We start from the raw sequence: 14,406 nt of genomic DNA on the forward strand, positions 1-14,406 counted from the left end.
CAGGGGAGTTGAGCCGGACAGCGACCGCCCCAACGGCTGATCCGCCGTTAACTATGCGCCGTTCTCGGCTTGTTCCCGCCACTTGTCGGCGAGCTGCGGCGGCATCGGCTCATGCCGCAGGTGAGCGCGGGAGAACCGCCCGGTGCCGTGCGAGAGGGAGCGCAGATCGACGGCGTACCGGTCGATCTCGATCTCGGGGACCTCGGCGCGCACCACCGTGCGCCCCGCCCCCGACTGCTCCGTGCCCACGACCCGGCCCCGGCGACCTGACAGATCGCTCATCACCTGGCCGACGAAATCGTCCGGAACCATCACGCTCACCTCGGACACCGGTTCGAGGAGATCGATCCGGACGTCACCGGCCGCCTCGCGCAGCGCCAGCGCGCCCGCCGTCTGGAATGCGGCGTCCGAGGAGTCGACCGAGTGCGCCTTGCCGTCGAGCAGCGTGACGCGGATGTCGACGAGCGGATGCCCGGCGGCGACCCCGCGCTCGGCCTGGGCGCGTACCCCCTTCTCCACGGAGGGGATGAACTGCCGGGGCACCGCGCCGCCCACGACCTTGTCCACGAACTCGATGCCGGAGCCGCCCGGCAGCGGTTCGATCTCGATCTCGCAGATCGCGAACTGGCCGTGACCGCCGGACTGCTTCACATGGCGTCCACGGCCCGCGGCGGGGGCGCCGAAGGTCTCCCGCAGCGGCACCTTGTGTGCGACCGTGTCCACCTGGACGCCGTAGCGGGCCCGCAGCCGCTCCAGCGCGACATCGACATGGGCCTCGCCCAGGCACCACAGGACCACCTGATGGGTGTCCTGATTGTGCTCCAGGCGCATCGTCGGATCCTCCGCGACCAGGCGGGCCAGGCCCTGCGACAGCTTGTCCTCGTCGGCCTTGCTGTGCGCCTGGATGGCGACCGGCAGCAGCGGGTCGGGCATCGTCCAGGGCTCCATCAGCAGCGGGTCGCCCTTGCCGGACAGGGTGTCGCCGGTCTCGGCGCGGGTCAGCTTCGCCACACAGGCCAGATCGCCGGCGATGGCCTTGGACAGCGGGCGCTGCTGCTTGCCGAACGGGGTGGACAGCGCGCCGACCCGCTCGTCGACGTCATGGTCCTCGTGCCCCCGGTCCTCCAGCCCGTGGCCGGAGACATGCACCATCTCGTCCGGGCGCAGGGTGCCGGAGAAGACGCGGACGAGGGAGATCCGGCCGACGTACGGGTCGGAGGAGGTCTTGACCACCTCCGCCGCGAGCGGGCCGTCGGGGTCGCAGCTCAGCGCCGGGCGCGCGGCGCCGTCCGGGCTGGTCACGGCGGGTGCCTCGCGCTCCGCCGGGGTCGGGAAGCCGCCGCTGATCAGCTCCAGCAGCTCCACGGTGCCCAGCCCTTGCCTGGCACCCTCGGCGGCCGGTGCCGCGGCCAGCACGGGGTGGAAGGTGCCGCGGGCAACGGCTGTCTCCAGGTCCCCGATCAGGGTCTTGACGTCGATCTCCTCGCCGCCGAGGTAGCGGTCCATCAAGGACTCGTCCTCGCTCTCGGCGATGATGGCCTCGATGAGGCGGTTGCGGGCCGCCTCGATCAGCGGCAGCTCGTCCTCCGTGGGCGCGCGCTCGGTGCGCTCGCCCGAGGAGTAGTCGAAGACCCTCCGGGTGAGCAGGCCGATCAGGCCGTGCACGGGGGAGTGGCCGTCGGCGCCCGGCGTCCCGTACAGCGGCAGGTACAGGGGTACGACGGCGTCCGGGTCCTCGCCGCCGAACGAAGCCCGGCAGAGCTCGGTCATCTCGTCGAAGTCGGAGCGGGACGCCTCCAGGTGCGTGACGACCAGCGCGCGCGGCATGCCGACGGCCGCGCACTCGTCCCAGACCATCCGGGTCGCACCGGCCACACCGTCCGCCGCCGAGACAACGAAAAGGGCCGCGTCCGCCGCGCGCAGACCGGCCCTGAGTTCCCCGACGAAATCGGCGTATCCGGGGGTGTCCAAGATATTGATCTTGACTCCGCCCCAGTCCACCGGGACCAGGGAGAGCTGTACGGAGCGTTGCTGGCGGTGTTCGATCTCGTCGTAGTCGGACAGACACCCGCCGTCCTCGACCCGGCCCGCCCGGTTCACCGCGCCGGATGCCAGCGCGAGGGCTTCGACCAGGGTGGTCTTTCCCGATCCGGAGTGGCCGACCAACACCACATTCCGCAGGGCCGTGGGCTGGTCGGCCGTTGATGCCCTGCCGGCGGCTCCTGGGTGTGTACTCGATTTCTCGCTCATGTGTCTCGCCTCCAGGTCGACACTTTGCGGTGATTCGAGCTTTCCACCGAGGCCATGCCGCGTCCATACATGGAGCACGGCGCCGCTGCTCCCAAGGGTCCTGAAGCGGCGCCCGGTGGGGCCCGCGGGCGCGCCCACGGGCGCGCGGCGGCGTCCCCGAGCCGTGGGATGCGCTCCGCGCCGCGATGCGTTCGTGGTGGCCCAAGACCTCCTGGCTACGATGGGCCAGCCGGTGGCCCCTTGACCGCGCGGCCCATATCGACCTCCGGGAAGGCCATGCTGAACAAGTACGCGCGTGCGTTCTTCACGCGTGTTCTCACGCCGTTCGCCGCCCTGCTCATCCGTATCGGCGTCAGCCCGGACGCGGTCACTCTCGTCGGCACCGGGGGCGTGGTGGCCGGCGCCCTGGTCTTCTACCCCCTGGGAGAGTTCTTCTGGGGCACGATCGTCATCACCCTGTTCGTCTTCTCCGACCTGGTCGACGGCAACATGGCACGGCAGCTGGGGCGCTCCAGCCGGTGGGGGGCCTTCCTCGACTCCACCCTCGACCGGGTCGCCGATTCGGCGATCTTCGGCGGGCTCGCCCTGTGGTACGCGGGGCGCGGCGACAGCCTGATGCTCTGCGCGATGGCGATCTTCTGCCTGGCCAGCGGCCAGGTGGTCTCGTACACCAAGGCGCGCGGTGAGGCCATCGGGCTGCCGGTGAACGTCAACGGACTGGTGGAGCGCGCCGAGCGCCTGGTCATCACGCTGGTCGCCTGCGGGCTGTCGGGTCTGCACGCCTTCGGGGTGCCCGGTGTCGAGGTGCTGCTGCCGATCGCCCTGTGGATCGTCGGCATCGGCAGCGCCGTCACCCTCGGCCAGCGTGTGGTCACGGTACGACGGGAGTCGGCCGAGGCCGACGCCATGGCACAAGGGGGAACGAGCGTATGAGTCCACACCGCATTCGCCGGCCGCGGCTGGACACCGAAAAACTGGCGGACGCGCTCTACGCGCTGGGCTGGAGCACCGTCAAGAAGCTGCCCGAGGGCGCGGCCGTACGGCTCGGCCGCCGGATCGCCGACACCGTCTGGAAGCGCCGCGGCAAGGGCGTCCTGCGGCTGGAGGCGAACCTCGCCCGGGTCGTCCCGGACGCGACCCCGCAGCGGCTCGCCGAGCTCTCCCGGGCCGGGATGCGCTCGTACATGCGTTACTGGATGGAGTCCTTCCGCCTGCCGGCCTGGAGCAAGGACCGGATAAGGGGCGGCTTCACGCCCGAGGACGTGCACCACCTGGTGGACGGGCTCAAGAGCGACCGCGGGGTCATCCTCGCCCTGCCGCACATGGGCAACTACGACCTCGCCGGTGCCTGGGTCACCACCAAACTCGGTGTTCCCTTCACCACCGTCGCCCAGCGCCTCAAGCCGGAATCCCTCTACGACCGTTTCGTCGCCTACCGTGAAGGCCTGGGCATGGAGGTGCTGCCGCACACCGGCGGCTCCGCCTTCGGCACCCTCGCCCGGCGGCTGCGGGCCGGCGGCCTGGTCTGTCTGGTCGCCGACCGCGATCTGTCCGCCTCGGGGATAGAGGTCAAGTTCTTCGGAGAGGCGGCGAAGATGCCGGCCGGTCCCGCGGTACTCGCCCTCCAGACCGGTGCGATGCTGCTTCCCGTCACGCTCTGGTACGACGACACCGCCGTCATGCGCGGCCGGGTCCACCCCGAGATCGAGGCCCCGGAGACCGGCACCCGCGCCGAGAAGGCCGCCCAGATGACCCAGGCGCTTGCCGACGCCTTCGCCTCCGGCATCACCGACCACCCCGAGGACTGGCACATGCTGCAGCGGCTCTGGCTCGCCGACCTGGAGCCGCGCGAGCAGTCCGGCGCCCCGGGCGGCACCGCGGCGTCCGGAACGGAGACGGCGTGAAGATCGGCATCGTCTGCCCGTACGCCTGGGACGTCCCCGGCGGCGTGCAGTTCCACATCCGGGACCTGGCCGACCACCTGATCCGCCTCGGCCACGAGGTCTCCGTCCTCGCCCCCGCGGACGACGAGACCCCCCTGCCGCCCTATGTCGTCTCCGCCGGCCGCGCCGTCCCCGTCCCGTACAACGGCTCGGTCGCCCGGCTCAACTTCGGCTTCCTCTCCGCGGCCCGGGTGCGCCGCTGGCTGCAGCACGGCGCCTTCGACGTCATCCACATCCACGAACCGGCCTCGCCCTCGCTCGGCCTGCTCGCCTGCTGGGCGGCCCAGGGCCCGATCGTGGCGACCTTCCACACCTCCAACCCGCGCTCGCGGGCGATGATCGCCGCGTATCCGATCCTGCAGCCCGCGCTGGAGAAGATCAGCGCACGCATCGCGGTGAGCGAATACGCCCGCCGCACCCTCGTCGAACACCTCGGCGGCGATGCGGTGGTCATCCCCAACGGCGTGGACGTCGGCTTCTTCGGCTCGGCCGAGGCCAAGGCCGAGTGGCAGGGCCGCACGATCGGCTTCATCGGCCGGATCGACGAACCGCGCAAGGGCCTGCCGGTCCTGATGAAGGCGCTGCCCGCGATCCTGGCCGAGGTGCCGGACGCCCGGCTGCTGGTCGCCGGACGCGGCGACGAGGAGGAAGCGGTCGCCGCGCTGCCCGCCGAGATGCGCTCCCGGGTCGAATTCCTCGGCATGGTCAGCGACGAGGACAAGGCCCGGCTGCTGCGCAGCGTCGATCTCTATGTCGCGCCCAACACGGGCGGCGAGTCCTTCGGCATCATCCTCGTCGAGGCGATGTCGGCCGGGGCGCCCGTACTGGCCAGCGACCTCGACGCTTTCGCCCAGGTCCTGGACCAGGGCGAGGCCGGCGAACTCTTCACCAACGAGGACGCCGAGGCGCTTGCCGCTGCGGCGGTACGACTCCTCGGTGACCCGGCACGCCTCGCGGAGCTGCGGGAACGCGGCGCCCGCCATGTGCGTCGCTTCGACTGGTCCACTGTCGGCGCCGACATTCTCGCCGTCTACGAGACGGTCACCACCGGGGCGGCGTCGGTGGCCACGGACGAGAGGGTGGGTTTGTGGGGCCGGCGGTGGCCGGCGAAGGATTGACGCCCACGTTTTTGCCTGTCCCACCGTGGGGGCTTCTCGCCGTTGCGCTGTGCTTCGCCTCGGCCCGTTTTCGGGTTTCCCGCCGTTGCGCCTGCGGCGGGCGGGGTCCGCTGCGCGGGGCTGTGGGTGCGGTGACGGGCCTGCGGGGCAGGGGTGTGGGACTGCTTCGCTTTACGTCCCACACCCCTGCCCCTCCGGCCCGTCCCCTCCCGTGGGTGAGTAAGTGAACGTGGGTGGGGGCGGGCCACGGCCGTAGGCATTTCCACGTGCTGCACGAGCAGCACCGGACCATCCACGCCCACCCCCACCGGCCTTCTTCCCACCCCCAACGGGAGGGGACGGGCCGGAGCGGGTGGGTGTCCGGACGTAAAGCGAAGCAGTCCGGACACCCACCCGCGCAGGCCCGTCACCGCACCCACAGCCCCGCGCAGCGGACCCGCCCCGCGCAGCGGACCCGCCCCGCGCAGCGGACCCGCCCCGCGCAGCGGACCCGCCCCGCGCAGCGGACCCGCCCCGCGCAGCGGACCCGCCCCGCGCAGCGGACCCGCCCCGCGCAGCGGACCCGCCCCGCGCAGCGGACCCGCCCCGCGCAGCGGACCCGCCCCGCGCAGCGGACCCGCCCCGCGCAGCGGACCCCGCCCGCCGCCAGGCGCAGTCGCAACGGCGAGAAAGCCAAAAACGGGGCGGAAGCAAAGCGCAGCGGACCCGCCAGGCGCAACAAAGAGAAGCCCCCACGGCGGGACAGCCGAAAACGTGGGAAGCAAAGCAAAGCGCAGCAGCCGCGTATCGTGACCCGCCGTGACCACGTTCATCTGGATCGCCGCCGCGATCGTCCTCATCGGTATCTATCTGAGCTGGACGGCGGGCCGCCTCGACCGCCTGCACGCGCGTATCGACGCGGCCAGGGCGGCCCTCGACGCCCAGCTGCTGCGGCGGGCGTCCGTCGCGCAGGAGGTGGGGACCTCGGGGATCCTCGATCCCGCCGCCTCGATCGTGCTCTACCAGGCCGCGCACGAGGCCCGGCAGGCGGCGGAGGACCACCGCGAGGTCGCGGAGAGTGAGCTGAGCCAGGCGCTGCGGGCCATTTTCGCCGAGGAGACCCAGCTGGAGGCCGTACGGGAGGCCCCGGGCGGTGAGCGCACGGTCACCGAACTCACCGCTGCCGTGCGCCGGGTCCCGATGGCCCGCCGCTTCCACAACGATGCCGTACGGGCCGCGCGCGCGGTCCGCCGCCACCGGGTGGTGCGTTATCTGAGGCTGGCCGGCCATGCGCCGTTCCCGCTGGCCTTCGAGATGGACGACGAGCCGCCGGTCGTCCTGGACGACCGCTCGGCCGGGAACTGAGCGGGAAGCGGGACCCGGGCGGGGGTGCCGGAATCTGCGACTCCCAGTAGTGAAGAGCCACTGACCTCTAATTGGCCCTTTTCCCGGGCCGCTCACTAACGGTTGTGTGGGCGGAGCAGTACAGCCACCCGGATTGAGTGAGGTCGAACCGTGTCCAGCACGCCCACCACGCCCCAGAACCCCGAGACCGGAACCGCGCGCGTCAAGCGCGGGATGGCCGAGCAGCTCAAGGGCGGCGTGATCATGGACGTCGTCACGCCGGAAGAGGCGAAGATCGCCGAGGACGCGGGCGCCGTCGCCGTCATGGCCCTGGAGCGGGTCCCCGCCGACATCCGCAAGGACGGCGGCGTGGCCCGGATGTCGGACCCCGACATGATCGACGGCATCATCAACGCCGTCTCCATCCCGGTCATGGCCAAGTCCCGGATCGGCCACTTCGTCGAGGCCCAGGTCCTGCAGTCGCTCGGCGTCGACTACATCGACGAGTCCGAGGTCCTGACCCCGGCCGACGAGGTCAACCACTCCGACAAGTGGGCGTTCACCACCCCCTTCGTCTGTGGTGCCACCAACCTGGGCGAGGCGCTGCGCCGGATCGCCGAGGGCGCCGCCATGATCCGTTCCAAGGGCGAGGCCGGTACCGGCAACGTCGTCGAGGCGGTCCGTCACCTGCGCCAGATCAAGGGCGAGATCGCCAAGCTGCGCGGCTGTGACCACAACGAGCTGTTCGCCGCCGCCAAGGAGCTGCGCGCCCCGTACGAGCTGGTCAAGGAGGTCGCCGAGCTCGGCAAGCTGCCGGTCGTGCTGTTCTCCGCCGGTGGTGTCGCCACCCCGGCCGATGCCGCGCTGATGCGCCAGCTCGGCGCCGAGGGCGTCTTCGTCGGCTCCGGCATCTTCAAGTCCGGCGACCCGGCCAAGCGCGCCGCCGCAATCGTGAAGGCCACCACCTTCTACGACGACCCGGCCGTCATCGCGGACGCCTCCCGCAACCTGGGCGAGGCCATGGTCGGCATCAACTGCGACACCCTCCCCGAGACCGAGCGCTACGCCAACCGCGGCTGGTAGGACGGCAGATGAGCACCCCCACCATCGGTGTGCTGGCCCTCCAGGGCGATGTCCGCGAGCACCTCAAGGCGCTCGCGGACACCGGTGCCCAGGCCCGGCCGGTGCGCCGCTCCGAGGAACTGGCCGAGATCGACGGCCTGGTGATACCGGGTGGCGAGTCGACCACGATGTCCAAGCTGGCCGTCGTCTTCGGCATGCTGGAGCCGCTGCGTGCCTTCGTCCGTGCGGGCAAGCCGGTCTACGGCACCTGCGCCGGCATGATCATGGTCGCGGACAAGCTGCTGGACGCCCGTGAGGACCAGGAGACGTTCGGCGGCATCGACATGATCGTGCGCCGTAACGCCTTCGGGCGGCAGAACGAGTCGTTCGAGGCGGCCATCGACGTCGCGGGGATCCCCGGCGGGCCGGTCGAGGGCGTCTTCATCCGGGCGCCCTGGGTCGAGTCGGTCGGCGGCGCGGTCGAGGTGCTGGCGACGTATGACGGGCACACCGTGGCCGTGCGGCAAGGTAACGTCCTCGCCACGTCCTTCCACCCGGAGCTCACCGGCGACCACCGGGTCCACGCCCTGTTCGTCGACATGGTCCGGCGCGCCTGAAGAGTGTCTCCCGCGGAGACCGGGGAGACACCCCCTGGCGGTCCGTCCGGAGTGGTAGCCGGGCGACGGGCGGGAGTAACACCGTGTGATCCGGCCCCGGTAGGATCTGAGGCGTTCATTCAGACGTTGGTTACGCGAAGGAGACAGGCGGATGTCCGGCCACTCTAAATGGGCTACGACGAAGCACAAGAAGGCCGTGATCGATGCCAAGCGCGGCAAGCTCTTCGCGAAGCTGATCAAGAACATCGAGGTCGCGGCCCGTACCGGCGGCGCCGACCCGGACGGCAACCCGACCCTCTTCGACGCCATCCAGAAGGCCAAGAAGAGCTCGGTGCCCAACAAGAACATCGACTCCGCGGTCAAGCGCGGTGCGGGTCTTGAGGCCGGCGGTGCCGACTACGAGACCATCATGTACGAGGGGTACGGCCCCAACGGTGTCGCGGTGCTCATCGAGTGCCTGACCGACAACCGCAACCGTGCCGCCTCGGACGTCCGCGTCGCCATGACCCGCAACGGCGGTTCGATGGCCGACCCGGGTTCGGTGTCGTACCTGTTCCACCGCAAGGGCGTGGTGATCGTCCCCAAGGGTGAACTGACCGAGGACGACGTCCTGGGCGCCGTGCTGGACGCGGGCGCCGAGGAGGTCAACGACCTCGGCGAGTCCTTCGAGGTGCTCAGCGAGGCCACCGACCTGGTCGCGGTCCGCAGTGCCCTCCAGGAGTCCGGCATCGACTACGACTCGGCCGACGCCAACTTCGTCCCGACCATGCAGGTCGAGCTGGAGGAAGAGGGCGCGCGCAAGATCTTCAAGCTGATCGACGCGCTGGAGGACAGCGACGACGTGCAGAACGTCTTCGCCAACTTCGATGTATCGGACGATGTGATGGCCAAGGTCGACGCCTGACAGGCGTGGCACGCTCGGTCGACTGACGGGCCGACGGGGACACACCCCGTCGGCCCGTCCGTTTGTCAGTGGCAGCCATTACTGTGCTGATCAGGGGGCATTCGCTCTCTTCGGGGGCGTGCGTCTCCGATCGGGAACAGCCGGGCGACAAGTGCGAGGGGCGGGGAGCGATGAAGGTGCTGGGGGTGGACCCGGGGCTGACACGCTGCGGGGTCGGCGTGGTCGACGGGGTCGCGGGGCGCCCGCTGACCATGGTCGGCGTCGGCGTGGTCCGTACCCCCGCGGATGCCGAGATCGCGCACCGGCTCGTCGAGATCGAGCGCGGCATAGACGCCTGGCTCGACGAGTACCGCCCGGAGTACGTCGCCGTGGAGCGGGTCTTCAGCCAGCACAACGTCCGTACGGTCATGGGCACCGCGCAGGCCAGCGCGGTCGCCATGCTGTGCGCGGCCCGGCGCGGGCTGCCGGTCGCGCTGCACACCCCCAGCGAGGTCAAGGCCGCTGTCACGGGATCGGGCCGGGCCGACAAGGCCCAGGTCGGGGCGATGGTCACGCGTCTGCTGCGGCTGGACGCGCCGCCGAAGCCGGCCGACGCCGCCGATGCCCTGGCCCTCGCCATCTGTCACATCTGGCGCGCCCCCGCGGTCAACCGCCTCCAGCAGGCGCATGCCGCGGCCCGCCGCGCCGCTTCCGCCACCGTCCCGCCCTCCGGCACCCGCCGGACGGCTCCCCAGAAGGGCACCCGATGATCGCCTTCGTCTCCGGCCCGGTCGCGGCCCTCGCCCCGGACACCGCCGTCGTCGAGGTCGGCGGCATCGGCATGGCCGTCCAGTGCACGCCGAACACCCTGTCCGCCCTGCGTATCGGGCAGCCGGCCAAGCTCGCCACCTCTCTCGTCGTCCGCGAGGACTCGCTCACCCTCTACGGCTTCGCCGACGACGACGAGCGGCAGACCTTCGAGCTGCTGCAGACCGCCAGCGGCGTCGGCCCCCGGCTCGCCCAGGCGATGCTGGCCGTGCACTCCCCTGACACCCTGCGCCTCGCCGTCTCCACCGGCGACGAGAAGACCCTCACCGCCGTGCCCGGCATCGGCAAGAAGGGCGCCCAGAAGCTGCTCCTGGAGCTCAAGGACCGGCTCGGCGAGCCGGTGGGCACCGGCCGCGCGGGCGTCGGCAGCGCCGTCACGGCCGGCTGGCGCGACCAGTTGCACGCCGCCCTGATCGGCCTCGGCTACGCCACCCGCGAGGCGGACGAAGCGGTCGCCGCGGTCGCCCCGCAGGCCGAGGCGGCCGTCGCCGAGGGCGGCAGCCCCCAGGTCCCGCAGCTGCTCAAGGCGGCCCTGCAGACTCTGAACCGGGCGCGATGACCGCCGCCGGCCGGGCCTCGCGCCCCCGACCGTACGACCACGCAGGCGGCCCGGCCGCCCCGACCACCCCACGAGGCAATCCGCAGTGAACTGGGACGACACCGCACCACACACCGCCGAGGACGCCGGTCCGGGGGCGCCCGACCGGCTGGTCGGAGCCGACGCGGATGGCGAGGACACCGCCGTCGAGGCCGCGCTGCGGCCCAAGGACCTCGGGGAATTCGTCGGCCAGGAGCGGGTGCGCGAACAGCTCGACCTGGTGCTGCGCGCCGCCCGCGCCCGCGGTGCCACCGCCGATCACGTCCTGCTGTCCGGAGCGCCGGGCCTCGGCAAGACGACCCTCTCCATGATCATCGCGGCCGAGATGGGCGCCCCGATCCGGATCACCTCAGGGCCCGCCATCCAGCACGCCGGCGACCTCGCCGCGATCCTCTCCTCCCTGCAGGAGGGCGAGGTCCTTTTTCTCGACGAGATCCACCGGATGTCCCGGCCCGCCGAGGAAATGCTCTACATGGCGATGGAGGACTTCCGCGTCGACGTGATCGTCGGCAAGGGACCGGGAGCCACCGCCATTCCCCTGGAGCTCCCCCCGTTCACCCTGGTCGGGGCCACGACCAGGGCCGGTCTGCTGCCGCCGCCGCTCCGCGACCGCTTCGGCTTCACCGCCCATATGGAGTTCTACGCCCCTGCCGAGCTGGAGCGGGTCATCCACCGCTCGGCCGGGTTGCTGGACCTCGACATAGAACCCGAGGGCGCCGCCGAGATCGCCGGCCGCTCCCGCGGCACGCCCCGTATCGCCAACCGCCTGCTGCGCCGCGTCCGCGACTATGCCCAGGTGAAGGCCGACGGCCTGATCACCCGCGAGATCGCCTCCCAGGCCCTCGGGGTCTACGAGGTCGACGCCCGCGGCCTGGACCGCCTCGACCGCGCCGTGCTCACGGCCCTGCTCAAGCTGTTCGGCGGCGGCCCGGTGGGCCTGTCCACCCTCGCGGTCGCGGTGGGGGAGGAGCGGGAGACCGTCGAGGAGGTCGCCGAGCCGTTCCTCGTACGGGAAGGACTGCTGGCCAGGACCCCTAGGGGCCGGATCGCGACCCCGGCCGCATGGACTCATCTGGGCCTCGTCCCGCCGCAGCAGCAAACCGGCGGAAGCGGGCAGCAGGGCTTGTTCGGGGCGTGACGGCGCGGGGACTCGCCCGGCCAGGAACTGCGGTGGGATGCTGGGCGTTGTTCCACTGGTGGGGACTCGCCTAGACTCCGCCGATGCCGTTCGTATGGACGGCATACCCACCCCCGTATAAGAGACCGCGCATCAGCGGTCGTGCGAAGGATTTCCGTCCCGTGAGTATCGTGACTCTCCTCCCCTTCATCGTCCTCATCGGGGCCATGTTCCTGATGACCCGGTCTGCCAAGAAGAAGCAGCAGGCGGCCGCGCAGATGCGCAACGAAATGCAGGCCGGCACCGGCGTCCGGACGATCGGCGGCATGTACGCCACCGTCAAGGAAATCCACGAGGACACCGTCCTCCTGGAGGTCGCCCCCGGCGTGCACGCGATCTACGCCAAGAACGCCATCGGCGCGGTGCTCGCGGACGAGGAGTACAACCGCATCCTGGACGGTGCCGACCCGATCCACGGCGACGGGCCGATCGTCCCGGACGACGCCTCCTCGCTGACCGGCACCGCCGCCGCCGAGGCCACCGAAAAGGGTGACAAGGGCGACAAGATCGACCTGGGCAAGGCCGAGACCCCGGCCGACGGGGCCGCCGCGGACAAGCCTGCCGCCGAGGCGGGGGACACCAAGGCCGCCGGCGACGCCAAGGACACCGTCAAGGCCGACGCGGACACCGCCAAGGACGACAAGAAGTCCGGCGACGACGAAGCGAAGTAGTCCGCCCCACGGAACCGCGGAGCACGCGTCGTGTGTCGTGCGCCGCGGTTCCGGGACGGTCTAGGCTCCGGCGGGGGCACGTCCCCACAAGACTTCGTGGCTCCTCGGCCGGCAACCCGGGCCGAGGGGTTGGACAGGGAGATACGAGAAGGTGGCAGCACCGAAGAAGGGCCGCAGGGCGCCCGCGAGCCAGGGGCATCCGGGCCGCACCCTGATCCTGGTCCTGATCGCCATGGCAGGGCTGATCGGAGGCATGTTCTACTCCGGCACGCTGACGCCGCGGTTGGGCATCGACCTGGCGGGCGGCACCAGCTTCACGCTGGCGGCCCAGAACCAGCCGGGCAAGCCCAACGCGATCAACGAGACCAACATGAAGACCGCCGCCGGCATCATGGAGCGACGGGTCAACGGTCTCGGTGTGACCGAGTCCGAGGTCCAGACGCAGGGCAGCAACCACATCATCGTGAACATCCCCAAGGGGACGGACGCGAAGCAGGCACGCCAGCAGGTCGGCACCACCGCCCAGCTCGGGTTCCGGCCGGTGCTGACCGGCGCCCCGGGAACCAAGACACCCGAGCAGCCCAAGCCCGGCCCCTCCCAGAGCGGTGCGAACGGCAAGGGCAAGGGCGACAAGGCCGCCGGTGACCCGGCCGGGAAGCAGTCGGGCAGTGGGCAGAAGGCCTCTTCCCCGCAGTCGCCGGACGCGAAGCCGACGACGCAGGGCCGCGCGGTGACCGCCTCGCTGAAGAAGGCGCCGTCCGCCAAGCCGACCCCCTCGGGCAAGCCCTCCGCGCCCCCGGTTCAGCCGACGCCTCCGGGCGGAGCGGCCATCCCGCCGGCCCTCCAGAAGCAGCTCAACGCGCTGGACTGTTCCTCCAAGGCGAGCCGCGCCGCCGCAGGTGAGAAGGCCGCGGGCACCAAGCCGTCCGACCCGATCGTGGCGTGCAACCAAGACGGCAGGGAGAAGTACGTACTCGGCCCCGTCGCCGTTGAGGGCACGGACGTCAGCAGCGCCAAGGCCGTCTTCGACAGCCAGCAGGGCCAGGGCTGGATCGTCCAGATGGACTTCACCTCCGACGGCGGCAAGAAGTTCGGGGACATCACCGGCAAGCTCGCCACCAAGGCGCCGCCGCAGAACAGGTTCGGGATCGTCCTGGACGGCGCGGTCGTGTCCGCTCCCTCGGTCGACAAGCCCATCATGGGCGGCGGAGCCACCATCTCCGGCGGCTTCACCCAGCAGACCGCCGAGGACCTGGGCAACATGCTCTCCTACGGTGCGCTGCCCCTCTCCTTCAAGATCGACGACGAGACCACGGTCACCGCGGCGCTCGGCGGCGAGCAGCTGCATGCCGGTCTGATCGCCGGCGCCATCGGCCTCGCACTGGTCGTCATCTACCTCGTCGCCTACTATCGGGGGCTGGCGCTGGTCGCGCTGGCGAGCCTGGGCGTCTCGGCGGTCCTGACGTACACGATCATGACCTTGCTGGGCCCGGCCATCGGGTTCGCGCTGAACCTCCCGGCGGTCTGTGGTGCCATCGTCGCCATCGGTATCACCGCCGACTCGTTCATCGTCTACTTCGAACGCATCCGGGACGAGATCCGCGAGGGACGCACCCTGCGTCCGGCCGTCGAGCGCGGCTGGCCGCGGGCCCGCCGCACGATCCTGGTCTCCGACTTCGTGTCGTTCCTGGCCGCCGCGGTGCTGTTCATCGTCACCGTCGGCAAGGTCCAGGGCTTTGCCTTCACGCTCGGCCTGACCACCGTCCTCGACGTCGTCGTGGTCTTCCTCTTCACCAAGCCCCTGATGACCCTGCTGGCCCGGCGGAAGTTCTTCTCCGACGGCCATTCCTGGTCCGGCCTCGATCCCGAGCGCCTGGGCGCCAAGCCGCCGCTGCGCCGTCGTCGCGGCGCCGCCCCCACCACGAAGGAGGCGTGA

The 14,406-nt window shown here is 71.2% G+C and carries 13 protein-coding genes; 12 read left to right on the top strand and 1 reads right to left on the bottom strand.

Going from position 1 to position 14,406, the window contains the following annotated elements; genetic code table 11:
* Nucleotides 1-51 precede the first annotated feature (51 nt).
* Complete coding sequence (locus tag OHS81_RS30555) at nucleotides 52-2,250, bottom strand: elongation factor G-like protein EF-G2 (RefSeq protein ID WP_328388553.1); 2,199 nt, start codon at nucleotides 2,248-2,250, stop codon at nucleotides 52-54.
* A gap of 276 nt (nucleotides 2,251-2,526) precedes the next feature.
* Here OHS81_RS30555 and pgsA point away from each other — a divergent pair, with 276 nt between their 5' ends.
* The 12 genes from pgsA to secD all read left to right on the top strand — a co-directional run bounded on the left by pgsA (nucleotide 2,527) and on the right by secD (nucleotide 14,406).
* A complete protein-coding gene (pgsA, locus tag OHS81_RS30560) occupies nucleotides 2,527-3,183 on the top strand; it encodes a phosphatidylinositol phosphate synthase (RefSeq protein WP_328388555.1) in 657 nt (218 codons plus the stop codon).
* A complete protein-coding gene (locus tag OHS81_RS30565) occupies nucleotides 3,180-4,154 on the top strand; it encodes a phosphatidylinositol mannoside acyltransferase (protein ID WP_328388557.1) in 975 nt (324 codons plus the stop codon). The genes pgsA and OHS81_RS30565 overlap by 4 nt, the downstream gene beginning before the upstream one ends.
* Complete coding sequence (locus tag OHS81_RS30570; protein ID WP_328388559.1) at nucleotides 4,151-5,311, top strand: glycosyltransferase family 4 protein; 1,161 nt, start codon at nucleotides 4,151-4,153, stop codon at nucleotides 5,309-5,311. Before OHS81_RS30565 ends, OHS81_RS30570 begins: the two co-directional genes overlap by 4 nt.
* 798 nt (nucleotides 5,312-6,109) lie before the next feature.
* The gene (locus OHS81_RS30575) at nucleotides 6,110-6,655 is read left to right on the top strand and encodes a hypothetical protein (RefSeq protein WP_328388561.1); all 546 of its coding nucleotides are present in this window, start codon (nucleotides 6,110-6,112) and stop codon (nucleotides 6,653-6,655) included.
* A 150-nt stretch (nucleotides 6,656-6,805) separates the two neighbouring features.
* Nucleotides 6,806-7,717 carry a pyridoxal 5'-phosphate synthase lyase subunit PdxS gene (pdxS, locus tag OHS81_RS30580; protein WP_328388563.1) on the top strand — a complete coding sequence of 304 codons (912 nt, stop codon included), beginning with the start codon at nucleotides 6,806-6,808 and terminating at the stop codon, nucleotides 7,715-7,717.
* An 8-nt stretch (nucleotides 7,718-7,725) separates the two neighbouring features.
* Nucleotides 7,726-8,313: a pyridoxal 5'-phosphate synthase glutaminase subunit PdxT gene (pdxT, locus tag OHS81_RS30585; RefSeq protein ID WP_328388565.1), complete on the top strand. Its 588-nt coding sequence runs from the start codon at nucleotides 7,726-7,728 to the stop codon at nucleotides 8,311-8,313.
* A gap of 151 nt (nucleotides 8,314-8,464) precedes the next feature.
* Nucleotides 8,465-9,217, top strand: a complete 753-nt coding sequence (locus OHS81_RS30590) for a YebC/PmpR family DNA-binding transcriptional regulator (RefSeq protein WP_260637810.1) — start codon at nucleotides 8,465-8,467, stop codon at nucleotides 9,215-9,217.
* Between the two features lie 170 nt (nucleotides 9,218-9,387).
* Nucleotides 9,388-9,966: a crossover junction endodeoxyribonuclease RuvC gene (gene ruvC / locus OHS81_RS30595; protein ID WP_328391524.1), complete on the top strand. Its 579-nt coding sequence runs from the start codon at nucleotides 9,388-9,390 to the stop codon at nucleotides 9,964-9,966.
* Nucleotides 9,963-10,583: a Holliday junction branch migration protein RuvA gene (gene ruvA / locus OHS81_RS30600; RefSeq protein ID WP_328388570.1), complete on the top strand. Its 621-nt coding sequence runs from the start codon at nucleotides 9,963-9,965 to the stop codon at nucleotides 10,581-10,583. Before ruvC ends, ruvA begins: the two co-directional genes overlap by 4 nt.
* Before the next feature lie 85 nt (nucleotides 10,584-10,668).
* On the top strand, nucleotides 10,669-11,760 hold the full coding sequence (ruvB, locus tag OHS81_RS30605) for a Holliday junction branch migration DNA helicase RuvB (RefSeq protein ID WP_328388572.1): 1,092 nt from the start codon (nucleotides 10,669-10,671) through the stop codon (nucleotides 11,758-11,760).
* A gap of 161 nt (nucleotides 11,761-11,921) precedes the next feature.
* Entirely contained in the window at nucleotides 11,922-12,470 is a 549-nt protein-coding gene (gene yajC, locus OHS81_RS30610) for a preprotein translocase subunit YajC (RefSeq protein WP_328388574.1), read from the top strand.
* A gap of 151 nt (nucleotides 12,471-12,621) precedes the next feature.
* The gene (secD, locus tag OHS81_RS30615) at nucleotides 12,622-14,406 is read left to right on the top strand and encodes a protein translocase subunit SecD (protein WP_328388576.1); all 1,785 of its coding nucleotides are present in this window, start codon (nucleotides 12,622-12,624) and stop codon (nucleotides 14,404-14,406) included.

The organism is Streptomyces sp. NBC_00400, from assembly GCF_036048035.1.
GTDB lineage: Bacteria > Actinomycetota > Actinomycetes > Streptomycetales > Streptomycetaceae > Streptomyces.

Excerpts from the sequence above, each read along its gene's own strand:
- OHS81_RS30555 (WP_328388553.1), bottom strand. The coding sequence starts at position 2,250 with ATGAGCGAGAAATCGAGTACACACCCAGGAGCCGCCGGCAGGGCATCA.
- pgsA (WP_328388555.1), top strand. The coding sequence starts at position 2,527 with ATGCTGAACAAGTACGCGCGTGCGTTCTTCACGCGTGTTCTCACGCCG.
- OHS81_RS30565 (WP_328388557.1), top strand. The coding sequence starts at position 3,180 with ATGAGTCCACACCGCATTCGCCGGCCGCGGCTGGACACCGAAAAACTG.
- pdxT (WP_328388565.1), top strand. The coding sequence starts at position 7,726 with ATGAGCACCCCCACCATCGGTGTGCTGGCCCTCCAGGGCGATGTCCGC.
- OHS81_RS30590 (WP_260637810.1), top strand. The coding sequence starts at position 8,465 with ATGTCCGGCCACTCTAAATGGGCTACGACGAAGCACAAGAAGGCCGTG.
- ruvC (WP_328391524.1), top strand. The coding sequence starts at position 9,388 with ATGAAGGTGCTGGGGGTGGACCCGGGGCTGACACGCTGCGGGGTCGGC.
- ruvA (WP_328388570.1), top strand. The coding sequence starts at position 9,963 with ATGATCGCCTTCGTCTCCGGCCCGGTCGCGGCCCTCGCCCCGGACACC.